The sequence below is a fragment of the uncultured Erythrobacter sp. genome (assembly GCF_947502395.1).
In the GTDB taxonomy this organism is placed as follows: Bacteria; Pseudomonadota; Alphaproteobacteria; order Sphingomonadales; family Sphingomonadaceae; genus Erythrobacter.
In genome coordinates this window covers 1166966-1192179 of sequence record NZ_CANMZM010000001.1, presented here as the reverse complement: position 1 = coordinate 1192179, position 25214 = coordinate 1166966, and the positions used below count along the sequence as shown (strand labels likewise).

At 55.5% G+C, this 25214-nt stretch carries 10 protein-coding genes; 9 read left to right on the top strand and 1 reads right to left on the bottom strand.

Annotated features, from left to right (window positions below):
* Positions 1 to 15: 15 nt before the first annotated feature.
* The 6 genes from Q0778_RS05485 (at position 16) to Q0778_RS05460 (ending at position 21249) form a co-directional block, all read left to right on the top strand.
* Positions 16 to 333 (top strand): LuxR C-terminal-related transcriptional regulator, encoded by a 318-nt coding sequence (locus Q0778_RS05485; RefSeq protein WP_298334608.1) that lies wholly within the window; start codon positions 16 to 18, stop codon positions 331 to 333.
* A gap of 621 nt (positions 334 to 954) precedes the next feature.
* The gene (locus Q0778_RS05480) at positions 955 to 15177 is read left to right on the top strand and encodes an Ig-like domain-containing protein (protein WP_298334606.1); all 14223 of its coding nucleotides are present in this window, start codon (positions 955 to 957) and stop codon (positions 15175 to 15177) included.
* 29 nt (positions 15178 to 15206) lie between these two features.
* Positions 15207 to 16703, top strand: a complete 1497-nt coding sequence (locus Q0778_RS05475) for a TolC family protein (protein ID WP_298334604.1) — start codon at positions 15207 to 15209, stop codon at positions 16701 to 16703.
* Between the two features lie 40 nt (positions 16704 to 16743).
* A complete protein-coding gene (locus Q0778_RS05470) occupies positions 16744 to 17724 on the top strand; it encodes an efflux RND transporter periplasmic adaptor subunit (RefSeq protein ID WP_298303492.1) in 981 nt (326 codons plus the stop codon).
* Positions 17705 to 19093: an HlyD family secretion protein gene (locus tag Q0778_RS05465; protein WP_298334602.1), complete on the top strand. Its 1389-nt coding sequence runs from the start codon at positions 17705 to 17707 to the stop codon at positions 19091 to 19093. Before Q0778_RS05470 ends, Q0778_RS05465 begins: the two co-directional genes overlap by 20 nt.
* Positions 19090 to 21249, top strand: coding sequence for a site-2 protease family protein (locus tag Q0778_RS05460; protein ID WP_298334600.1), 2160 nt, complete (start codon positions 19090 to 19092; stop codon positions 21247 to 21249). The genes Q0778_RS05465 and Q0778_RS05460 overlap by 4 nt, the downstream gene beginning before the upstream one ends.
* A 74-nt stretch (positions 21250 to 21323) precedes the next feature.
* Here the strand turns inward: Q0778_RS05460 and Q0778_RS05455 are convergent, their stop codons facing one another.
* Positions 21324 to 22463, bottom strand: a complete 1140-nt coding sequence (locus Q0778_RS05455; RefSeq protein ID WP_298334598.1) for a glutathione S-transferase C-terminal domain-containing protein — start codon at positions 22461 to 22463, stop codon at positions 21324 to 21326.
* A gap of 527 nt (positions 22464 to 22990) precedes the next feature.
* Between Q0778_RS05455 and msrA the strand changes: the two genes are divergently transcribed.
* The 3 genes from msrA to Q0778_RS05440 all read left to right on the top strand — a co-directional run bounded on the left by msrA (position 22991) and on the right by Q0778_RS05440 (position 25179).
* Positions 22991 to 23656, top strand: a complete 666-nt coding sequence (gene msrA, locus Q0778_RS05450; RefSeq protein WP_298303499.1) for a peptide-methionine (S)-S-oxide reductase MsrA — start codon at positions 22991 to 22993, stop codon at positions 23654 to 23656.
* Positions 23657 to 23839: 183 nt separating this feature from the next.
* Complete coding sequence (locus Q0778_RS05445) at positions 23840 to 24742, top strand: sterol desaturase family protein (protein WP_298334596.1); 903 nt, start codon at positions 23840 to 23842, stop codon at positions 24740 to 24742.
* Between the two features lie 104 nt (positions 24743 to 24846).
* Positions 24847 to 25179, top strand: coding sequence for a hypothetical protein (locus Q0778_RS05440; protein ID WP_298303503.1), 333 nt, complete (start codon positions 24847 to 24849; stop codon positions 25177 to 25179).
* Positions 25180 to 25214: the final 35 nt, after the last annotated feature.

Below are 25214 nucleotides of genomic sequence, written 5' to 3'. Positions count from 1 at the left end.
GGTGGAGGGAATACGATGAAACCCAATGGCGCGAATGTTGCCACAAGAAAAGATTTCAACAATGCAAATCATGAAGTCGTTCCACACGGAATTAGTCAAGATTTGCTAACACCAAGGGAAATGGAGATAACAAGACTAACAGCGCAAGGGATGACGAATAAGGAGATAACGTTGGCGCTGGAGATCAGCCATTGGACGGTCGCGACACACCTCCGACGGATCTACAACAAGACTCAGATTCATCGTCGGGCCGCGTTGGGGAGTGCGCTAGTGGCTGGACAGGCGCCGGTCACCCTCCATCCCTCGGGTGTGGCGACCAAGACACTTTCGTGATCGAGTAAAGTCTCGCTCGGATGCAATGGTTGGGGCGTTTCAGTATCCATCGCTCTGCGCAGTCCGTTGGCTTTCCTTTAGTATCTGCGGGGTTGGGTGGGCGCGTCACCTCACTGGGGGTGTGTCCATAGCTTTTTGGGATCGGAGGGGGCTGCCGCCCAGCCTCAACACATGCCCTAAGCTAGCGCGATTGCGATAGGAATGGGCTGTCATTTCATTTCGGTCGATCGCTTGATCTTTCGAGCCACGCAGGGTGGCTGATTTCATTGCATCCAGTTCTTGCAGTCGGAAGAAGGGCTGTGTGTTGGCTAAATACCTACTTACTTGCGTGCAACTTTACTAACGTTGTGGGGTTCAGTTGGTATTAATGCGCTTCGAGCATTTTATTATTCCCCACTCATAAGTTGTGTATTGCCGCAATTTTGATGTTTCTAATCGAAATGATGCGGCCAATCGTTCTTGAATCTAGGTGTATGGTGTTGGATTGCCGTGCTTTTATACAGACTTTTACGATTTGTAGAGTGATTATAGCCGCGTAAGGTGGTAACGAGGATTGCTATGGGTCGGATTGAGCGCATGTTAACTTAACCGCAATCGGCCAATAATGAGGGTAGGTCGTTTATGTCGCATAAGGCGGTGCTGAATTCGCATCTGATCGCGCTCGAGCCAAGGATGATGTTCGATGGGGCGGGGGCCGTCACTGCAGTCGCTATTGATGTGGCCTCGGTGGCCTTTTTGTCACAAGAATTTCAACTTAACGGCGTTGCTGTTGCGCCTTTGGCGCTTGATTCGCGGCATGATCAGGCTCTGCTGCCATTCGTTACGCCAAACGCGCTGGGTTCTGTTGGGTCAGATGGACGCGCCAACGGGGTGAACGCCGGTGGTGATGTTCGCGGTGATCGCAGTGAGGTTGGCGATGACAGCGCGCTACTCTCTCTCGGCGCGGTTGGGCTTGATCGTGTCCCAATGGATGAGATTGAGCCGACAGGTGTCGGCTTTGTTGCTGACGCAATCCGAGGTTATCTGGGCAATTTGCGGCAGGACCAGCCGGTTTCGCTGGCCCGTGAAGTTGAGCGAGCATTAGGCGGGTTGAGTGTGCAGCCTTGGGCTCTCGAGGCGGATCGCTGGTTCAGCGAAGGTGGTTTGCTGGCCAACCTTGAACTCCTCGAAACTCAGGGTGGCGGATTTGATCTCGATACCGGCTTGCTCGATCCGTTTGCGGACCGGGCGAGTACCGGCAATGACTACATCTTCATCGATACCAGCGTTGAGAACTATCAGGAGCTGGCTGCGACTTGGCGGGATCGGGGCACAATCGTGTTTATCGACAGCTCAAGTGATGGCGTTGACCAAATGCTGGCTGCGCTCGCCGGAGCGAGTGATATTGGGGCGATCCATATTGTTAGTCATGGCGAGAACGGGATGTTCTGGCTGGGTGACACCAGGATTGATTCCGCTGCTCTAACTGGCGAGTTGGCAGCATCTTTTGCTTCTCTCGGCGCGAAGTTGAGCGTTGGCGGCGATATTTTGCTCTATGGCTGTGATGTTGGTGCCGATGCGGTTGGTCAGCAACTGATCGACAATTTGGCGGCGATCACTGGGGCTGACATTGCTGCCTCGATTGATGATACCGGTAGCATCCTGCGGGGTGGGGACTGGACGCTTGAGAACCGTCTGGGTTTGGTCGAAACTGCGTCGCTAGTTGCTGAGAACTGGCAGGGTTTGCTCGCGCCAACGGCGCTGGTTTCTGGTGCGTTTGACGTTTTCAATGAGAATGGCACCCAAGTACCTGATGGCACTCGCGTAACGACGGCAGGCTCCTCGGCGGTCTGGTTCAATGTTGCCACTGTCAATGGTCAGAATATCAGCGTGAGAGCGACAATTGTCTCGATCACGGCAGGAGCAAATGTTCAGTTCAGCGGCCCTGGTGATGACTTTGGCATCTTTTTGCGTAAGCCAGTCAATGGTCTTGGAACAGTCGAGATCCAGTGGGATATCTTCTTTACCAATACCGGTGCTCCAGCGAATGTAGATGTGAATTTCACAGTTGCCGATATTGACGGAGCTGGTGCGCCGCAGACGCGTGAGTTCCTTGTAATTGACACTGGTACGCTGTCTTCATTCCAGTCGGCCAACGGCACAAACGTGGATTTTGACACCAGTGATCCAGGGATTGTGATCGCTTCGGGAACTGCGGATGAATCCGGTGGTGTTCCTTCGGCAGCGCGCTTTAACTGGCTCGACACCAACAGCTTTACGATCGAGTATAATCTGGCCAACGGGTTTACGGGAGCCTTTTTCCGGCATGATGGCGATGCTGACTTTGATCTTGGTACCGGCGGAACCACAGTGTCCATTCCGCGGCTCGACCTTGATCAGAACAACAGCACGGCGAGCGGTTCGGCTTATTCTGGAACGTTCGTGGAGAATGGCGCGGCGGTTGGTATTGTCGATAGCGATGTCCAGATCACCAACCCTGTTGGCCAGGTTGAGCAGGTATCGATCACACTCACAAATCCGCAATCGGGCGATGAGCTGCTTGTAAATGGTTCGACGGCAGCCAGCGGATCGTTGGGGGGAGGGCTCACATATACCCGGACGGCGACAGAGATAATCATTACGGGTTCGCGTCCAGCGTCTGTCTATGAAAATGCTCTGGAAGCGATCACCTTTCAGTCACTCGGAGAACGCCCTAGTGAAGTTGATCGCACGATTGATATCTTCTTCGAGAACTCCGCGCTGAGCTCGAACGTTGCGACCGCGACAATCAACGTGATCGAAGTGAATGATCCACCAACTGCGGTGGATGATCCCACTCAGACGACCGACGAAGACACGCCCCTTGCCAACATAAATGTGCTTGGCAATGATTCTGATGGAGATGGCGATCCGCTCACGGTGATCAGCGCCAATGCCAGCAGTGGCACTGTTACGATCAATGGTGATGGCACGCTGAACTACGCGCCAAATGCCAATTTCAGTGGCACCGACACGATCACCTACACGATCAGCGATGGTCGCGGCGGAACCTCCACCGCGATCGTTCCGATTGTGATTGACGCTGTCAACGACCGACCAACTCTCGATGGCAATCTGCCTCCGCAAGCGAACCAAGATGCACAGCAAGGCATATTCGTCGACGTCTCCGGCGGCTTCGATGATGTCGAAGACAGCAACCTCACATTTTCCGCCAGCAACCTGCCGGCCGGACTGTCAATCGATTCTGGCACGGGGTTCATCACCGGCACGATTGACAATTCGGCCAGTCAGGGGGGTAACGGGGGCATCTATACAGTCACAATAACTGCTACAGATTCTGGCGGCTTATCGGCTACGCAAGATTTCAGCTGGACGGTCACTAATCCGCCGCCACAAGCAAACAATGACGGCGGGTCTACACTCGAGGATACTCCGGTCACTTTCGATGTTTTGGCCAATGACCAGGACCCGGATGGCGATGACATTAGCGTCGTCGCCGCAAGCGCGCCGAACGGCAGTGTCGTTATCAATCCCGATGGCACGATAACCTACACCCCGAATGCCAATTTCAACGGCCCCGAAACGATCACTTACACGATCAGTGATGGCGAAGGCGGGACCAGTATGGCGACCGTGAGCCTCTTTGTGACGGCTCAGAATGACGCGCCAATGCCAGTCGGGAACTTGCCGCCGCAAACCAATCTGGATGCCGATGGAGGGATCAGCGTCGATACGGCGGCTGGCTTCAACGATATTGATGGGCCGACCACGATCTACAGCGCGGCCAGCCTACCTCCAGGCCTATCCATCAACACCAACACCGGCGAAATTACTGGCACAATCGATAACTCTGCAAGTCAAGGCGGCACTGGCGGTGTTTACACTGTCACCGTGACGTTGAACGATGGTGCCGGTGGGTCAGCGGAACAGACATTCAGCTGGACCGTCAGCAATCCCGGGCCAACCGCTAATGACGACACTGCAGCCACCGATGAGGACACGCCGGTCAACATCGCAGTGCTAGGCAACGACACCGATCCCGACGGCGATAGCCTGAGCGTTGTGTCTGCGTCCGCGCCCAATGGTATGGTGGTGATCGAAGCGGATGGCACGCTCACTTACACGCCAGATGCGGATTTCAACGGCACCGACACCATCACTTATACGATTAGCGATGGCGAAGGTGGGACCAGCACTGCTGAAGTTGAAGTGACCGTCTCGGCCGAGAACGATGCGCCTGTTCCAACCGGGACATTGCCGCCGCAAACCAACCTTGATGCGGATGGCGGGATCAGTGTTCCAACCGCCGGGGCATTTGCTGACGTTGACGATACAAGCCTGATTTACAGCGCCACCGGCCTGCCTCCAGGCCTGTCGATTGATAGCGCTACCGGGGAGATAACCGGGACAATTGACAATTCTGCCAGCATAGGCGGAACTGGCGGGGTCTATGACGTTGTGGTTACCGCTACCGATGCCTCCGGGGCGAGCGCAGACCAATCCTTTAGCTGGACCGTCACCAATCCCGCGCCAATTGCAGTTGATGATACCGCAGCCACTGACGAAGACACGCCAGTCGTGATTGATGTCTTGCCGAACGACAGCGATCCTGATGGTGATGCGCTTACCGTCATTTCCGCATTTGCATCGGTCGGTCAGGCCACTTTGGTCGGCAATCAGATCAGCTACACGCCGCCCGCGAACTTCAGCGGCACCGCAACTATCACCTATCGCATTAGTGACGGCGAAGGCGGAACCTCTGAAGCGACCGTCACGGTCACCGTTAATCCGATCAATGATGATCCCACTGCAACCGCTATCCCGCCAGTCGATGCAGAGGATGGCGAAACTATCGCTGTCGCGGTTGCTGATGCCTTTAGCGATGTCGATGGCGACGATTTGTCGTTCAGCGCGACCGATCTGCCACCTGGCCTCTCAATCGATCCAGACACGGGATTGATCACAGGAACAATCACTCCCGACGCGAGCCAGACAAATGGCGGGGTGTACACTGCGACGATTACGGTTTCCGATGGAAATGGAGGAACCGTCTCGGAGACGATCACTTTCAATGTTTCCAATCCGCCGCCACAAGCGGTTGATGATAGCGCGGCAACCGATGAGGACACCCCGGTCAACATCGACGTGCTCGCCAATGATAGCGATCCCGATGGCGATCCGCTTACGGTCACCTCCGCTGACGCGCAAAATGGCACAGTCGTTATCGAAGCCGATGGGACCGTAACCTACACCCCAAATCCTGGATTTAACGGTTCTGATACAATTACTTATGAGATTTCTGACGGCAATGGTGGTACCTCTATTGCGACCGTCACTGTCACAGTGGCAGACATCAACGACACGCCGGTTACAAGCGGCTCAATTGGCGATCAAACACACCTCGACAATCAAGACATCAATCTGCCGGTAGCCGGCGCATTCAGCGATCCTGATGGCGATTCATTGTCCTTTAGTGCTACCGGCCTGCCAGCCGGTCTGACGATTGATCCAGACACTGGCATAATCTCGGGCACCATCGATAACAGCGCGAGTCAGGTGAATGGCGGGACCTACATGGTCACGGTTATCGCGGACGATGGCCGCGGCGGCACAGTCTCTCAAAGCTTCACATGGGAGGTTTCCAACCCGGCACCAATCGCCAGCAATGATACCGCAACCACCGATGAAGACACGCCGGTCAACATTCCGGTGCTCGCGAATGATGTCGATCCAGACGGTGATGACCTGGCGGTGATTGAGGCTTCGGCGGGCAATGGCACCGTCACGATCAATCCTGATGGCACGCTCGTTTACACGCCAAATCCGGACTTTAACGGCACAGACACAATCGTCTACACGATCAGCGATGGTGAAGGCGGCGAGTCTTCCGCTAGCGTTGATGTGATCGTTACCCCGGTCAATGATGCACCGACCACGATTGGCCTGCCAAACCAAAGCGGCGAAGACGGTCAGACCGTCACCATTCCAACAGCCGGCGCATTCAGTGATGTCGATGGTGATGACTTGACCTTCAGCGCCGATGGGCTTCCGCCGTCGCTCATAATTGACCCAGACACCGGCGTAATCTCAGGTACTCTAGCGTCTGACTCATCACAAAATGGACCATTCGTGGTGACGGTTACCGCGACTGATCCATCGGGTCAGGAAGTCAGCACGACCTTCATCTATTCGGTACAGAACGTCCCACCGGTTGCGCAGGATGACAGCGCGACCACTCCTGAAGATACCCCGGTCACCGTTGCAGTTCTTGCCAACGATAGCGACCCCGACGGCGATCCACTAACGATCACAAGCGCCAGCGCAGATAATGGCACCGTCGTGGTCAATCCGGATGGCACGCTGACCTACACTCCAGACCCCGATTTCAATGGGCAGGCCAATGTCACTTACACCGTAAGCGACGGCCAAGGCGGCGTAGCGACCGCGACGCTGACAATTGATGTTACACCGGAGAATGATGCGCCGGTGGCGGTCGATATTCCGGACGTCACGAATGAAGACAATCAATCTGTCTCGGTCGCGACCGAGAGCTTTTTTGCCGATGTCGATGGTGATGATCTGACGATCACCGCGACGGGGCTCCCACCGGGCCTGACGATTGATCCGGCAACTGGGATCATCTCCGGCACGCTCGATATCGACGCCAGCCAGGGCGGGCCGAGCGGCGACGGAGTTTACCCCGTCACGCTGACAGCTGACGACGGCAATGGGGGTACGGTCTTACAGGACTTTATCTGGACCGTGACCAATCCGGCCCCGACGGCGGTCAACGATGTGGCATCCACGGACGAGGATACGGCGGTCAACATCGCAGTCCTTCCCAATGACACCGATCCTGATGGCGATCCGCTCACGGTCGTCTCTGCCAGCGCACCTAACGGCACGGTTGTGATCGAAGCCGATGGCACGCTGACTTACACACCTGATCCCGATTTCAATGGTCAAGACACGATCACCTACACAATTAGTGACGGCAATGGCGGTAGCTCTACGGCTGCGGTGATCGTCACAGTCAACCCAGTCAATGATGCGCCAGTGGCCGTTGATGACAGCGTCACAACTGACGAAGATACGCCGGTCACAATTGGTGTCCTTGGCAATGATAGCGATGTTGATGGTGACGACTTGACTGTCACCTCGGCTACATCACCGGACGGCACCGTCACGATCAATCCTGACGGTACGCTTGAGTTTACGCCAGACCCGAATTTCAATGGCACGACAACCATCACTTATGAGATTTCGGATGGCAATGGCGGTACTGCCACTGCCACAGTTACCGTCACGGTCAATCCGATCAATGATCCGCCGGTCGCCAATCCGGACAGCGCGACCACTGATGAAGACACTCCTGTCGACATCAACCTGATCGCGAATGACACCGATGCTGATGGTGATCCGCTAACGATCACCGCTGCAAATGCGCCTAATGGCACGGTCGTGATAAACGGCGACGGGACGGTGACTTATACGCCTGATCCTGATTTCAACGGTACAGACACCATCACTTACACGATAAGTGATGGTAATGGCGGTTTTGCAACGTCGACCGCGACGGTGACTGTCGATCCCGTCAACGATGCGCCTGTTGCAAACCCGATTGCGCCACAAACAAACCCCGATAGCACTCCGGTTTCACTCGATGTCTCGGGCAATTTCTCGGACGTCGATGGCGATGATCTCAGCTTTAGTGCGACTGGATTGCCACCGGGCCTCTCAATTGATGCCAATGGTAATATCACCGGCACACTCGACCCAGATGCCTCGCAAGGCGGACCGCTTGGCGACGGCGTCTATGAAGTCACTGTGACGGCGGATGATGGCAATGGAGGTACAGTTTCAGCAACCTTTGCCTGGACCGTGATCAACCCGCCACCTGTCGCGAGCAATGATAATGCGACCACAAATGAAGATACGCCTGTCAACATTGCAGTGCTCGCGAATGACAACGATCCCGACGGCGACCCGCTTACAGTTATCGCCGCAGACGCGCCCAATGGCACGGTCGTTATCGAGACTGATGGCACCGTCACCTACACGCCTGATGCTGACTTTAATGGCACGGATACAATTACTTATACGATTAGTGATGGCAATGGTGGGACCTCCATCGCGATAGTCACTGTGACCGTCAATGCGGTCAACGATGCGCCGGAAGCAACGCCAATCGGAGCCCAGAACAATCTCGATAGTGCCACTGTGAGCCTGCCTGTCGGTGGAAATTTCTCAGATATTGATGGCGATACGCTGACATTTGATGCCACCGGCTTGCCTCCTGGCCTGACGATTGATCCTGCGACGGGTGAGATCTCGGGCACAATTGATCCTGATGCCTCGCAAGGTGGCCCGGCGGGCGATGGCATCTATGAAGTCACGGTAAGCGCCGATGATGGCAATGGCGGCACAGTCTCGACCACGTTCAGTTGGACGGTGATTAACCCGCCGCCTGTGGCATTGGACGATAGTGCTACCACCGACGAAGACACGCCCGTTAACATTCCAGTGCTCGCTAACGATAATGACCCCGATGGCGATCCGTTGACCGTCACGTCCGCGACCGCGCCCAATGGCACGGTTGTTATCGAGGCGGATGGGACCATCACTTACACGCCCAATGCCAACTTCAATGGCGCGGACACGATCACATATACTATCAGCGACGGCAATGGCGGCACCGCCACAGCAACCGTCACGGTGACAGTTGATCCAGTCAATGATGATCCAACTGTTGATACGCCTCTGCCAAACCTCGCCAATGTGGACGATGCCACCGTCAATGTTCCGGTTGCAGTCAATTTCAGTGACCTTGATGGTGACAACCTGACCTTTAGTGCGACGGGTCTACCACCCGGACTTAGCATCGACACCGACGGCAACATAACAGGCACGATCGATCCATCAGCCTCACAAGGCGGACCGGCTAGTGATGGCATATACACTGTGACGGTCACGGCCGATGATGGCAATGGCGGGACGGTGACTTCCAGCTTCGCCTGGACCATAACCAATCCTCCACCAGTGGCTAACGATGATAGCGCGACGACTAATGAGGACACACCGGTCAACATTTCCGTGCTGGCCAACGACAATGACCAGGATGGCGATGCGCTGAGCGTCGTATCCGCAGTGGCCACCAATGGTACGGTTGTGATCGAAACGGACGGCACCGTCACTTACACGCCCAACGATGACTTCAACGGCACTGATACAATTACCTACACGATCAGTGACGGCGAAGGCGGCACAAGCACCGCGACTGTCACTGTCACAGTAAGCCCGATCAACGATGATCCGATCGCCGATCCGCAACTAACCAATCAGACCGACGAGGATGCTGATGTGATTGCGCTCGACGTGTCGGGCAACTTCGATGATGTGGACGGCGATACGCTCACATTCACCGCAACTGGTCTGCCGGCTGGTCTCACAATCGATGCAGCGGGCAATATCACCGGCACAATTGACCCCTCCGCTTCGCAAGGCGGGCCAGCAAGCAACGGGATATACACGGTCACTGTGACCGCCGATGATAGCAATGGCGGAACCACGAGTTCCACCTTTGTATGGACCGTCACCAACCCTAGTCCAACTGCCGCGCCTGACACCGCGACCACCGATGAAGACGTACCGGTACAAATCTCGGTCCTTGCCAATGACAATGATCCAGATGGGGATGCGCTGACTGTCAGCAATGCCAGCGCCGGCAATGGTACTGTCACAATCAATGCGGACGGCACGGTCACATACACGCCCGATGGTGACTTCAATGGCACGGATACCATCGTCTATACTATTGATGATGGCGAAGGTGGGACCGCGACTTCGACCGTTACGGTAACGGTCAATCCGCTTAATGATGCGCCGACCACGGTCGGTCTTCCAGACCTGACTGATGGAAACAATGAAGTCATCACAGTGCCGCTCGCCCCGGCGTTCGCCGATGCTGAAAATGACACGCTGACATTCAGCGCGACGGGACTGCCGGACGGCTTGTCCATTGATCCGATGACCGGAGAAGTCACCGGCACAACAACGGTCACGGCGTCTTCCGGCGGACCGGGCGGCGATGGTGTCTATACTGTCACGGTGCGGGCAACCGATCCGAGTGGAGAGTTCGTCGAGACGACTTTCACCTGGACTATTAACAACGAGCCTCCAACCGCCGTCAATGACAGTTTCGTCGGAGTTGAAGACACGCCGCAAGTGCTGAACGTGCTCGACAATGACATCGATCCTGATGCCGATCCGAACACGCCAATACAGATCATCGCTGTGGAGGCCACCAACGGCATCGCGGTCGTCAACGCCGATGGTACGATAACATTCACACCCGATCAGAACTTCAACGGCACGGCAACGGTCACCTACACAATTGAAGATGCCAATGGCGATCCAGCCACCGCAGTGGCGACGATTGTGATTGCGGCCGTAAATGACGCGCCAGATGGCACCCCGCTGCCGGACCGCGCCGATCAAGATGGCGATCCTATTGCAATCGATACGGGAGTGCTGTTCTCGGACCCCGAAGGCGATACACTAACCTTCAGTGCGACCAATTTGCCCGCTGGCCTTAGCATCGATCCGGACACGGGCGAAATTACCGGGACGATTGATCCTGATGCGAGTCAGGTGAATGGAGGAGTCTACCAAACCACTATCACAGCCGACGATGGCAACGGCGGGGTGACTGATGTCACCTTCGTTTGGACTGTAACAAATCCGGGGCCGACTGCGGTTGATGACACAGCTTCGACGACGGAAGACAATCCGGTCGACATTGATATTCTAGCCAATGACAACGATCCCGATGGCGATGATCTGACTGTTGTTTCAGCCAGCGCGCCAAATGGTAGCGTCGTGATCAATCTCGACGGCACCCTTACCTACACTCCGGACCCTGATTTCAATGGCATCGACACGATCACCTATCAGATCAATGACGGCCAAGGCGGGACATCAACCGCAAGTGTGATTGTAACGGTCACGGCCGAAAATGACGATCCAACCGCGCCAGCACTGCCAGCGCGCGGAAATCTGGATGCTGATGTGATTGCACTCGACCTGTCGGGTGGATTTGCAGATGTCGATGGCGATCCGCTGACGTTTTCTGCAACCGGACTTCCGACCGGTCTGTCCATCGACGCGGCCGGTAACGTAACTGGCACAATTGACGCGGGCGCTTCACAAGGCGGACCCGGCGGTGACGGGATCTACGAGGTTACCATAACGGCTGATGATGGAAACGGTGGCACGGTCTCCGCCACCTTCACCTGGACGGTGACCAACCCGGCTCCGTTGGCAAGTGATGACACCGCGTCGACCGCCGAAGACACGCCGGTGAACATCGATGTACTCGCCAATGATAACGACCCTGACGGCGACGCGCTGACCGTCACTCAGGCGAGCGCCGGGAATGGCAGCGTGGTGATCGAAGCCGATGGCACTGTCACTTATACACCCGATCAAGACTTCAACGGCACTGACACGATCAGCTATGCAATCTCTGACGGCAATGGCGGCACGTCGACTGCGACCGTGACTGTCACGGTTAGCGCCGAAAACGATGACCCGACTGTCACTCCTATTGCCCCGCGTGAGAACGTTGATAGCGCGGTCGTAGTCGTACCGACCGCAGGCAATTTCACGGATGTGGACGGTGACCCACTCACCTTCAGCGCCGCTGGTTTGCCCGCAGGCTTGGACATTGATCCAAACTCCGGTGAAATCACCGGGACAATCGATCCCGCGGCCTCCCAAGGCGGTCCAGCTGGCAATGGTATCTATGAAGTCACTGTCACTGCTGATGATGGCAATGGCGGAACGGTTTCGACCACCTTCAATTGGACCATCACCAATCCAGCGCCAACTGCCACCGATGATACCGCCACGACTGCAGAAGACACGCCGACGAACATTGATGTGCTGGCGAACGACAACGACCCTGATGGCGATCCGCTGACTGTCATAACTGCGTCTGCCGCCAACGGTACTGTCACTATTCTGCCAGACGGCACGATTGACTACACACCAGCCCCCGACTTCAATGGTATCGACATAATATCGTACCAAATCTCGGACGGTAATGGTGGTGTGGCCAATGCGGTCGTCACTGTGACAGTCGACCCCGTTAATGACCCACCAGTTGCGGTCAATGATACGGCCACAACCGGTGAAGACACGCCGGTGACGATCTCGCTGCTTGGTAATGACAGCGATGTGGACGGTGATGACCTAACGGTGACTGATGCAAGCGCGCCGAACGGCACAGTGACCATCAATGCTGATGGCACGGTCACCTACACCCCGGATCCTGATTTCAACGGGACCGATACGATCACCTATACGATTTCCGACGGTAATGGCGGTACAGACACAGCCACGATCACGGTCGTTGTCGCTCCGATCAATGATGATCCAGTCGCGCTGCCGGACACAGTCGATACTCCTGAAGACACTCCGACCACTATCTCGGTCCTCGATAATGATAGCGATGTCGATGGTGATGACCTTACGGTCACAAGCGCGACATCGCCGGACGGCACGGTCACGATCAATCCCGACGGGACCATCACTTTCGTGCCTGATCCCAACTTCAATGGCCTGACCACGATTACCTATGAAATCGACGATGGCATGGGCGGAACTGCAACAGCGGCGGTAACAGTCAATGTCACCCCGGTTAACGATCCTCCAGCCGCACAAGACGACACGGCAACAACGGATGAGGATACGCCGGTTACCGTCCCAGTGCTCGACAACGACAGTGATATCGACGGTGATGATCTGACGGTAACCAGCGCAACCGCAACCAATGGCACGGTTACAGCTAATCCCGATGGGACAGTCACTTACACCCCTGATCCCAACTTCAACGGAACGGACGTCATCACCTATGTGATTGATGATGGCATGGGCGGAACTGACACTGCGACGGTCACTGTCACGGTTGAGCCGATCAATGACCTGCCGATCGCCGCTGATGATGTTGTGGACGGGGTGGAAGATCAGCCGGTCACCATCCCGGTTCTTGCCAACGACAGCGATCCCGATGGCGATCCGTTGACAGTGACCGAGGCGACATCGCCGAATGGGACGGTCACGATCAATCCTGATGGCACAATTACCTTTGTGCCGGACCCCAACTTCAATGGACCGACTACGATTACCTATGTCATTGACGATGGCATGGGCGGAACTGCGACGGCTACCGTTACAGTCGATGTCGAAGCGGTCAATGATCTGCCGGTGGGCGAAACTGACGTTGCAGTGACCGACGAAGACACGCCGGTTACTTTGTCTCCATTGGCCAATGATGGCGACCTGGATGGTGACCCTCTGACGATCGTATCAGCCAATGCGCCAAATGGTACCGTCACGATTAATCCAGACGGTACAATAACCTACACCCCCAACCCGAACTTCAATGGAACGGATACGATTGCCTACCAAGTCAGCGATGGCATGGGAGGGTTTGATACCGTCACCGTCACGGTCACAGTCAATCCGGTCAATGATCCACCGATCGCTGCCGATGACGTGACCAGCGTCGACGAAGAATCCGCAGTTACGATTCCCGTTCTGGTAAATGACACCGATGCGGATGGTGATCCGCTTACGGTGACCGATGCAAGTGCGACCAACGGAACGGTCACCATCAATCCAGATGGGACAGTGACATACGTCCCCAATCCCGATTTCTTCGGGATGGATACGATCACCTACACAGTTAGTGATGGCAATGGCGGCACCTCAACCGCAACCGTCACGGTGACTGTGATCAACACCAACGAAGTTCCGGTCGACGAGTCTGAAGCTGTCAGTTTGATCGGCGGTACAACTACCACAATCAACGTACTCGACAACGCAAGCGATCCGGACGGTGATCCACTCGAAGTGATCTTCGTCAGCGCCGATGTGGGCACCGTCACCCTTAATCCCGATGGCACATTGACCTATGAGGCGCCGCTTGGCTTCGGTGGTGTGGCCACGATCCGCTACATCATATCGGATGGCAATGGCGGGTTTGTCGAATCCTTTGCAACCATCACGATTGTCGAAGCTGCTGCCGATATCAACGCACTGCTCGATGATGGCACCGCACTAGGTATTCCGGATCCGTGGCCAGTCGACCGCGTACTGGACCAGTCGGAGGACTTCATCAGCACCCCGCTTGTGATCCTCGATACCGTAAACGGCTTCCGCGACCTCGGCGGCTTAGGCACTCTGAACGTTGGCCGGCCACTGCTCGAAGCGATCAATGGCATCCGTTCGTTGAATGGAATTGGCGGATTTGGACTTGGCGAAAACCCAATTGGTGATGTGGTCGACTACCTTGATCATATTCGCGATATCCGATTTGGTGCCGATCGCTTGTTTGATCCGCGCTTCGGTGATTTCCTGACTGAAAGCCTGACGGGCTTCTCCGTCCGTCAGCTCGACACGGGTTCCGATCGCTTGATGGTTGAATCGATAGTGCGCGACCGAGTGCTGTATGTCGAAATGCGCGACATCGGCGGCGATGGTCAGGCGCGCATTGTTGAGTTCCAGCTCCTTACCCGCGATGGCACGCCGCTGCCAGATTGGGTGAGAATGGACCCCCGTGGGCTCGCCATCATAGAACGACCAGCCGATGCAGAAACCTTGCGGGTGATAGTTCGAGCGATCGACGCGAACGGGCAAAACATTGAAATCCCTATTATAATTCAAGGCTCAACGGGAGAAATCCAGATTGATGTCCCGTTCGACCGATCGCTGGTTAGGGCTCCGACGCTCGACACTATGATGGCTCAAGCTAAAGCTGAAGCAGACAATGAAACCGGCGAATTGCTCGCCGCATTCACATGAGTGCAGAAAGACGGATGAGGGTAAAGCAAATGAACAAGTCAATTGTGCTGTTGGGCGCTGCGACGCTGATGTTGGGCGCCTGCGCAACCGTTCCCGAGCCGTTCACGGCAGCTGAGCTGAGCACGACGGCTGAACGCAATTTTGCGCAAGTCGATGTTGACCAAGAGCCTGTTACGGCCCCGGTCGACTTGTATGAGGCGATGGCTCGTGCGCTCAAATACAACCTCGATTACAAAGTCGAGCTGATGGAGATTGCACTGCGCGATCGTGAGCTCGACTTGCAACGCTATGACATGCTTCCGCAGTTGGTCGCGAGCGCAGGTTACGCAGGACGAAGCAACTTTTCAGGCGCCAGCTCGTTGTCGCTCATTACGCGGCAACAGTCGCTCGAACCGTCAACATCGCAAGAGCGCGATCTGTTCACGGCGGATCTTTCTTTGAGCTGGGATGTGCTTGATTTCGGGCTCTCCTATGTCCGCGCCAAGCAGGGCGCTGACGAGATTCTGATCGCACAAGAGCGGCGACGCAAGGTTGCTAATCGTGTCATCGAAGACGTACGCTCGGCTTACTGGCGCGCTGTCAGTGCAGAGCGTCTTTTGACCAAACTCAAAGAGCTCGAATCGTCAGTGACGACCACGCTCGAAAATTCAGAGAGGCTTGCAAACCGCCGACTGTCTGCTCCGCTCACAGCATTGACTTATCAGCGCGAATTGCTGGAAATTCAGTCGGAGATCCGCAAGCTCCAACGTGAACTGGTGGTCGCGAAATCACAGCTCGCCGCGTTGATGAACTTGCGCCCTGGTACCGAGTTCTCGCTGGTCCTTCCGGATCGAGCACAAGAATTGCCGGCGGTTAGTTATCCCGGCGAAGATATGATGATGACGGCGCTGCTCAATCGTCCTGAGCTGCGCGAAGTCAGCTACCGTCAAAGGATCAATGCGCGCGAGCTGGATGCTGCGCTGCTTTCCGCCTTGCCCAGTTTCCGAGGTGTGCTGGGCGTCAACGTGGACTCGAACGATTTCTTGTTCAACAACAATTGGGTGAATTACGGTGCACGGGCCAGCTGGAATGTGCTCAACCTATTCCGCTTGCCCGCCCATAAACGTGCTGTGCGCGCGCAAGAAGAACTACTCGAGCAACGAGAGTTAGCACTGACGATGGCCGTCATCACTCAAGTTCATGTAGCGCGCGCTCGCTTCGGCCATTTGAGCAAGGAACTCGATACTGCTGGTCGACAGATGGGTGTTCAAAGCAAGATCATGGATCAGATCCGGGCCGGTCATAGAACAGGTGTCATGAGCCGTCAGACCTTGCTCCGCGAAGAAATGAACACGCTCGTGTCGGAGGTGAAGTATGACATCGCCTACGCTGAAGCGCAGAACGCTTATGCAAATCTTTTCGCTTCGATGGGAATTGACGAATTCAGTCCAGACGTGACCGGGCGTGAAGATGTCGGTACATTGCAGGCATCGCTTTCGCAATTATGGCGAGAACGTGAGCAAGCGGTACGTTTGTCCGGGCAATAGGTAGCCTATGGCACTGGAATAGAGACGGAACGACAAAGCTATGAATGAAGCGATCGAACCTTCTGATGACGCCACGGAAGTGAGCGATGACAAGCGCAAGTACTGGCTTGGCGGGGGCGTCGCGGTCTTGCTCGCCATCATTGCCGCAGCTGTCTATGCCAATAGTGGTGAAACCACCTGGTCTGACAACACCGCATCGATAGAAGGTGCTGTTGAAGAGCAAGTCGCTGCTGAAGATGCCGTGCCGGAGCCCGAAACAGAGCCTGAATTGGATGCTCGTGGGGTCATTGCAGCGAAGGACGAGTCCACGGTCGCCTCGCGAATGACTGCGCGGATCATCGCTATGCCTTTTAGCGAAGGGCGCAGTTTTCGTCGCGGGGCTTTGCTAGCACGATTTGATTGCTCTGCAATCCGTGCAGAGCTTGAAGCCGCGCGTGCGGCGACAACTGCCTATCAGAAGACCTACGAGACCAATGTTGAGCTCGACAGCTATGAAGCGGTGGGCAAGAATGAGGTTGAAGTCTCACGAGCCAATTTGGGACGCGCACGAGCAGAAGCCAATGCTGTTGCTGCTCAACTCAAAGACTGTGCAGTGTATGCGCCGTTCTCCGGTACGGTGGTGGAAACCCTATCGAACCGCGGCGAGGTTGCGGCCAGTGGGCAGCCACTCATGAGAATTCAGAGCGGTGGCGATTTGGAGGCCGACTTAATCGTCCCCAGCAATTGGTTGACTTGGTTGCGACCCGGTGCCGGATTTGAATTCCTGATCGACGAAACTGGGACGAAGATTTCGGGTGAAGTTACCCGGCTCGGCGCCTCTGTCGATCCGGTCAGTAAGACCATCCGTGTCGCGGCCAGCATCGATCCAGGTGAAGCTCTGGTCTTGCCAGGAATGAGTGGCACCGCCACGTTCGCGGAGGCGAAGCCGCCTGCTGAATTGGGCCAGAATGAGCCATCGGTAGAGGAAGATGCTGGCGACGGCGCAACGGGTGACAAAGACAATGGCAGCCAGTCGACCTAAGCCGAGCAGCACCAACGGGTCTCCCTCCCCACTCGAAGCTATTCCCCGTGGCGGAGATGCGGCGAAGCTCGCTGGCCTGCTGCAGTTTGAGGCTGAGATACGGCGGCAGGCAACCCTGCCGGAATTGCAATATCTGGTTGCGAATGAGGCGCGCAGTATACTGTCTTATGGCCAGCTGTTTATCCTACGCCAGGCGACAATTGGCGAGAGCTTCAAGGTTAAATGTGCATCCTCGCTCGCGACCGTGGATCGCAATGCTCCTCTGATCCATGCGCTTGAAAAAGAGATATCTCTACTAGCTGAGCATAATCGTCTTGATGAGGCACGCAGCTTTGCTGCAGGGAGCCTGCGCGAGGACGAGGCGCTGACAGATTATCCTTATCGTGAATTGCACTGGCAGCCGTTGCTAGACCGTGCTGGTGATGTCTTCGGCGGCTTGTTGTTCGCGCGCGACGAGACTTTACGCGATGGCGAAAAGTACCGTGCTGAGCGCCTTGCCGAAACCACCGCGCATAGCTGGCTGGCGCTGACCGCAAACCGACCCGTGCGCCGATTGCCGATACTCGATACGAGAAAAAGACGCTGGATCGCGGTGGCGATTGTTGTGGCGTTGCTCTTTCCCGTACGCTTGACCGCGCTCGCCCCCGCCGAAATTGTTGCCCAACGACCCTTCATTGTTGCAGCCCCGTTTTCTGGTCGGATTGCTTCGATAGAAGTCATGCCGAATGCACCGGTCAAGCAAGGTGAGGTTTTGCTCCGCTTTGATGATGTGCGTCTCGCCAATGAGCTTGAATTGGCAGAAGAACGCTTGGCTGTTGCCAGATCGCGTTTGGAGCGTTCGACCAGTTCAGCTTTCGGCGGTGAGGATGAGACTTCCGACATGGCGATAATGCAGGCGGAGGTTGAAGTGGCTCAGGCCGAGTTTGACTATGCCAGCCAACTCGCCGGGCAATCAGCAATCACGGCTCAGCGCGATGGGATGGCCTTGTTCAGTGACCGGAGGGATTGGGAAGGGCGCGCGGTGAATGTCGGCGATCCCATCATGCAAGTGGTCGACCCTGAGCAAGTTATGATCAGAGTTGATTTGCCTGCGGCTGAGCAAATGACCTTGGCGCAAGGGGGAAAGGTCAAAATGTGGCTCGACTCTCAGCCGCTATGGGCGATCGATGCGGAGCTTGAGTCTGCCAGCTATCAGGCGCGTCAAACGCCCGAAGGCACCTTGGCGTTTGCGCTAACGGCACGGATAACATCGGGCGAAGCGCGCATCGGTTCACGTGGAACGGCGCAGGTCTATGGCCGCTGGGTCCCCCTCATTTACTCTTTGCTCCGCAGACCGATCTCGGCTCTGCGGCAGTTCATCGGGCTATGACGGGCACCGCAATCCCAATAAAGCTGCCGGGGGCTCCCACGCCGCCGCCCCTACCGGGTCTGAGGCAAGAATTGCGGATCGAACCAGGAGCGCCGCTGGTCAATGGCGCGCCCAGTTGGACGCTGTTTGATCCGGTCCGGCATGCCTTTTTTCAGCTTGGCCGGGTTGAGTTCATTATTCTCACCCATTGGGCCAGTGGCCAGCTTGGTGGCATTGGTGCGGAGCTTTCCCGTTATGGCCTTGATGACGAAGCTGCCAATCGGGCCTTCAATGGAGTGGTCGAGTTTGTCGCTACCAATAGCCTCAGCGTTGCCCCAGTCGGTCGAGATAGCGTCTCGACCTTTCTTGAACAGCGAGCCAGCAGCAAGAAAGCCGCCTGGGAGTGGCTTCTCGACAACTATCTTTTCATTCGCCTCCCCTTGGTCAAGCCAGCAGACTTCCTAAATCGTACAGCAGATCGAGTCAGTTTTCTTTGGTCGTGGCAAAGCGTTGTTTTCTTTACCTTACTGGCTTTCGCTGGACTGCTTCTCGTGGCGCGACAGTGGGACGCATTCCTTGCCTCCTTCCTCTATTTTTTCAGCTGGCAAGGTGTGATCGCGTACGGCTTAGGATTGGTCGTGGTCAAAATCCTTCATGAGCTGGGTCATGCCTATACCGCCACCCGCTATGGCTGCCGTGTCCCAACAATGGGCGTGAGTTTTCTTGTGATGATGCCAGTGCTGTACACGGACACCACTTCTGCCTGGCGGTTGAGGTCACGCAAGCAGCGACTTGCGATTGATTGCGCTGGAGTCGCTACCGAGCTGATGATCGCCAGTGTTGCCACGATGCTGTGGGTGGTTCTTCCCGACGGCATGTTGCGCAGTGTCGCATTTATCCTGGCAACCACCAGCTGGATCATGAGCCTTGCGATCAACTTAAATCCGTTCATGCGGTTTGATGGATATTACGTGCTGTCAGACCTGCTCAATGTGCCGAACCTACAGCCCCGCGCCTTTGCGCTTGGCAGATGGAGGTTGCGAGAGGCGCTGTTTGGCTTGAGTGATCCTGCGCCAGAAATCGTCCCAACCAAACTGCGTCGAGGCATGATTATCTATGCCTATGCGACCTGGATCTATCGCTTGTTCCTGTTCATCGGCATTGCAGTGCTGGTCTACAATCTCTTCTTCCAGCCCCTAGGCCTGATCCTCGCAGTGGTTGAGCTCGCCGTATTCATCGGCCGCCCTGTGTGGAGTGAGTTGCGCGCTTGGGCCCAGTTGAAAGACCGGATTTTCTCGTCAAAACGCGGGCGTGCATGGTTGTGGATCTCAGGCGGATTGACCCTCGCGGCGTTCCTGCCGCTTGATCGCCATATCTCTGGCTATGCAGTGTTAAGCCCAGTGGGAGCTGCACCGATTGTCTCGGGTGAGCCAGCTATGATTGTCGACGTTCTGGTCGAGAATGGTGAGGAGGTTGCTCCGGGAACCGCGCTTATTGAATTGCAGGCACCCGAACTCGCCGCGCAAGCAGCCGAAACCAAAGTTCGCATAGCCCAATTGCAGTTACAGGTTGACCGGAGTGTCGCAGACCAACGCGATCGGTCCAATCGGGCTGTGCTTGAACGCGAATTGGCCCGTGAGCGGAACAAACTGAGCGGGTTAGAACGACGTAGCGAAAAGCTGGTTCTTCGTGCACCGAATGCTGGGGTCGTGGCGGGATTATCGCCTGATATGCACCAGGGGCGCTGGATTGGAGGGGCTGAGGTCATTGGGCACGTGGTGACACCGAGCGACTATGATGTGCAGGCGTACCTCGTGGAGGACGACATATGGCGGCTAGAAGATGGAGCACTTGGCACCTTCGTAGCGGCCGACGCCGGTGGGCCCGCCCGCAAGGCCAAGTTGGTTGAAACTTCCTCTAGCGCGATTCAACGGCTCGAACAGCCAATCCTCGCGTCAACGAATGGCGGGCCGATTGCGGTTGACCGTGACGGTGACGAGTTGACTCCGCGCGAGGCGCTTTACCGGGTTCGATTGATTGCAGAGAAAGGCGCGGCGAGTGCAGAGGGCGATCAGATCCAAACGGTGCCAGGCTCAATTCAGATCAAGACCAGCGGGCAATCCTTCGCGTTTTGGGCATTCAAGGAAACTGCGCGCAGCCTGCGGCAGATTTTCTAGCTTTTGTCAGCGTCGATTGCGCATAGCATTCCGGCATCTTCTTCTTTCACTCCTCAAATGGGCTTAAACAATCCTCAGCCGTCTGCTTTCTCACCCCAAATCTCATCATTTTCGTGACGTTCAATTCTGCGGTTTGTTTTTAGATCAAGCAGACTGTCGAGCTCGACACCTTGAAGCGTCGTTCGAATTGCACCTTGGTTTTCAGTGGATTGAGCTTCAAAGGCATCGTGCAGCCTTTGGAGCAAACAGAAGCGATAAGGGATAACTACCGTTTCAATCTGAGCGCCTCTCCACGCGAAAGGCGCAAGACCCATGCCGCTTTTCATGGATTTATTGTTGGTTGAGGATCCGGTTTCGATATCTGGATGACGCTCAAGCCAGCTGTTGGCACGCTCCACATGAGCTGTGATCTCAGCGAGATAATCTTCGGAGATGAACCGCATAAGATCAAAAAGGCTGTCAGGCAGGGTTTCACTATCGATCAATTCACCGTCAGAACTGGCCATAGCTCCGTCGACAAATGTTTCGGCCATATTCATCCGCTCGACCCATCGGAACACATTGGGCGCACGAGTTTGCATTAGATGAAGCGGGGCCGGATCACGGCCAAGGTGCGCATACATGGCCCCTATCAATCCGTAGTCAGCAATCGTGGGATGACCACCCAGGATGAAGGGATGGATCCGCAGGTGCTGCTCCATCAGCGATAGAAATTGCACGTAGCTTTCCTCTACAAGATTGTAGGTCTGTGGGTTTACCCCAAACACCTCCGCAGCCTTTCTCATCCGCCCGCTGGCGTGAAGAAATGCCGCGTCTTCTGCTTCTTTCGGTAGGCCTGATGGAAGGACGTCGCGGAACGTCTCTCTAAGGAAAGGCAGGTTCACGTCATCAAAGTTCCAGCGATAGTGCATCGCGGGACGCAGCAACCCGTGCGAGCCAAACAGCTCGAACAGGTGTGCAATTACCAGCAGTTTTGGATCAGCTGGATAAATCGGCTTCTTGCTGAAACCGGCAGCATCAAGGTGGTCGATAATGTCTGCACCATCCTGAATGATTGATCCTTCAGGTGTTTTGATTACCGGAATGATCCAGCGGCCGATTTGCGGGACAATTTTGCCTAGAAACTCCTCACTCCCCGCTTTGACTTCGGTGAATGGTACCGCATTAGTGCGCATGTAGGACCGTGCGCGGGCGGTGTAGAGTGACCCGGCCATTCCAAAGAGAGTATAAGTCAAAATCTGGCCTCGCTTGGCAATTAGAATCTGGTTGAAAACTTCATCGTCAGTAGTGTTTATGGATAACTATCGCAATGCAAATCGGGCCGAGTCCCGATAGCATCCTGTCTGTGCAAAAGGCCAAGTCACCCTCCGTCACGTTTGCCAGTATTGAGCCACACTTATCAGCATGAAATTCAGCGGATCTTCCCGCTCGAAACCTGAAATCACCAATGAGAAGTTATCATCGCACCTGACGGTTTTCGCTACTCCTGCGAGCTTTCGATAGGAAGCGTAACCGGTTTGTTCTTTTCGACGTACATATGTTTGCGCTGTATGCGCATATCGGTTTTCGGGAACACTGAATGAAAGCGTTGCTCAATAGTGTGGGCGCCAGCAATCTGGCCGCTCTTTGTAATCACCTTTAGCTGGGCTATTGGTCTTGCCCTTGACGGATTTTCCAGTCGGGGGCGTTGGGCAGAAGCGACGCTCCACAATCCATCCAAAGTAGATAAGGAATCCATCAGATGATTTCGTTTCTTTCCAAAGGGCGCACTCAAATCGTGTTTGCTGTCGCCTCAGTCGCGTTGGCAGCATGTGCGCTTCAGTCTCCAGCCGAAGGCTCTGCCAATGGCGAAAGCACATTGGTGAGCGTCGAGGATCTGGCACCCGGCCAGGCAACCGCAGTTTTCGCCATGGGTTGCTTCTGGTGCGCTGAATCCGACTTCGAAAAGGTCGATGGTGTTGTCGATGTGATCTCCGGCTATACTGGTGGAACCCTTGAAAATCCGACTTACGAGCAAGTCACTTACAACGAGACCGGCCACTATGAGGCGGTTTTGGTCACCTATGACACATCCAAGGTGAGTTACGAAGAGCTGCTTTCCGTCTTTTGGAAGAATGTCGATCCCTTCGATGATCGAGGTCAGTTTTGTGACAAAGGCACCAGCTACCGCGCCGCTGTCTTTCCCGGAACTCCCGAAGAAAAAGAGGCGGCTGATGGATCTAAGGAACAGCTTGAAGAAAAGCTTGGTCAGCCGTTTGTCACCATGATCAAAGATCGTGCAGCATTTTATCGAGCCGAAGATTACCACCAAGACTATTACAAGACCAACCGACTGCGCTACAACTACTATCGTACGGCCTGTGGCCGTGATCGGCGACTGGTTCAGGTTTGGTCGGCTAGGGATTGAGGCGAGGCGCAGGAGTGCTCAATCCCGGGCCGCAGTGTAACACATGCCTCAATTGTCGCGAAGTGCACATAGAGAGTCAAAAATCATGGGGAAGACGACAACGCAGTGATCTCTGAGCCAGCAATAGCTACGAGTTCCGAAACCACTCAGAGCGTAACGCCGCGCTCTTTGTGGCAATTTGTCGTGACATTTGCCCTTTTGCTTCTGGGTGCGGAAGGCGCGCTTCGGTTTGTTGGTTGGGTGCAAGATGAGACCGGCTGGGCGCTGTTTGACGCTGGATACTCCTTCGAGATTGCTGGATGGGCCGCGGCGCTCGTTAATGCCGTCCTGATGCTCCTTGCTCTCGTGGTCCTGTTTGGCCTGTTCGAATGGCGTCAGATGGGCTTTCGCAATTTTCGCGAACGCTATGCACAAGGGCTGTTTTTTGGCGCGACAGCCTTGCTGATCGCAACCTCGGTGCAGGTTTTTGCATTTTCCTGGCTGAGCGCCGTCGAGTTTACTCCGTTGCTACGAACCGACAGCCTTGGCCCGGTCGCGGTCGTATTCCCGATCCTCTACATGCTGGTGATTGGCTTTTTTGAGTACTGGCTGCACCGGGCGCTGCACGATGTACCGATCTTGTGGAGGTTCCATGCGGTTCATCACCAGATTGAGCATATGAACGCCGCACGCAGCTACTCGCATTGGGCGCAGGATGTTTTGTATCTGGCTGTGATTACCATACCGCTCGTGTTCGTGATCGAGGCTCCGCAACAGCATCTTGCGATCATCACGACATTCTACATCGTGTCCAACTACTACATGCACAGCGACAATCCGGCTGTCTCATTTCCTCCAGTCTTGCGTCATGTGCTCGCGGACAATGTGTATCACCACTATCATCACTCCCTTGCGGTGGAAGATTGGGGACGCAATTACTGCTCGTTCTTCTCTTTCTACGATAGGATATTCGGGACGCAGCATCTGCCTTCAAATGAGACTCTTCATCCCACAGGGATCGCCGGCTACGAGCCGATTTCGGGTTTGAGCGACTATCTCACGCGCCCGTTTCGGCGTGCTCATAATGGTGCGGTGGACGGCTCTTGAAAACCTATGAAAAAGATCATTGAGTCTGACTGTAACGTTTTTGCGGTTCACTCCGAATGGGATTTGAGTTCGGAATTTTGAGAGAGATTGGAAAGGAACATTCCATGAGAATGATTGCACTGACAGCAGCCGCGGTTGCGCTTGTCGGACTGGCATCACCAAGCTTCGCATCGGGCAGCAGCGGTAGCAGCCGTGGTGGCGGCGGCTTTAGTGGCTCTGTCCAGACCCAACAGGACCGTCAGATTCAGCGGCTCCTTCGACAAGGCCGCTCCCAAGTGCGCAAGCACATCACTTGCAAGGGTTGTGAATTCCACAGGCGTCTTAACAAGGACACGGCCCGTGAAGTTGCCGAGAATGTGGCTAAGGGACAATACAATATTGCCGAAGAAGATCGCACTGCGGTTCTTTTCTACTTGCGCGATCGCTACCGGCTTTAGCGCCGTTGGAGGTGCCTCTTTGGGGCACCTGATCG

Bases quoted from the DNA above. Each gene is read 5' to 3' on its own strand.
- Q0778_RS05485 (WP_298334608.1), top strand. From the start codon at position 16: ATGAAACCCAATGGCGCGAATGTTGCCACAAGAAAAGATTTCAACAAT.
- Q0778_RS05480 (WP_298334606.1), top strand. From the start codon at position 955: ATGTCGCATAAGGCGGTGCTGAATTCGCATCTGATCGCGCTCGAGCCA.
- Q0778_RS05475 (WP_298334604.1), top strand. From the start codon at position 15,207: ATGAACAAGTCAATTGTGCTGTTGGGCGCTGCGACGCTGATGTTGGGC.
- Q0778_RS05470 (WP_298303492.1), top strand. From the start codon at position 16,744: ATGAATGAAGCGATCGAACCTTCTGATGACGCCACGGAAGTGAGCGAT.
- Q0778_RS05465 (WP_298334602.1), top strand. From the start codon at position 17,705: ATGGCAGCCAGTCGACCTAAGCCGAGCAGCACCAACGGGTCTCCCTCC.
- Q0778_RS05460 (WP_298334600.1), top strand. From the start codon at position 19,090: ATGACGGGCACCGCAATCCCAATAAAGCTGCCGGGGGCTCCCACGCCG.
- Q0778_RS05455 (WP_298334598.1), bottom strand. From the start codon at position 22,463: ATGGCCGGGTCACTCTACACCGCCCGCGCACGGTCCTACATGCGCACT.
- msrA (WP_298303499.1), top strand. From the start codon at position 22,991: ATGATTTCGTTTCTTTCCAAAGGGCGCACTCAAATCGTGTTTGCTGTC.
- Q0778_RS05440 (WP_298303503.1), top strand. From the start codon at position 24,847: ATGAGAATGATTGCACTGACAGCAGCCGCGGTTGCGCTTGTCGGACTG.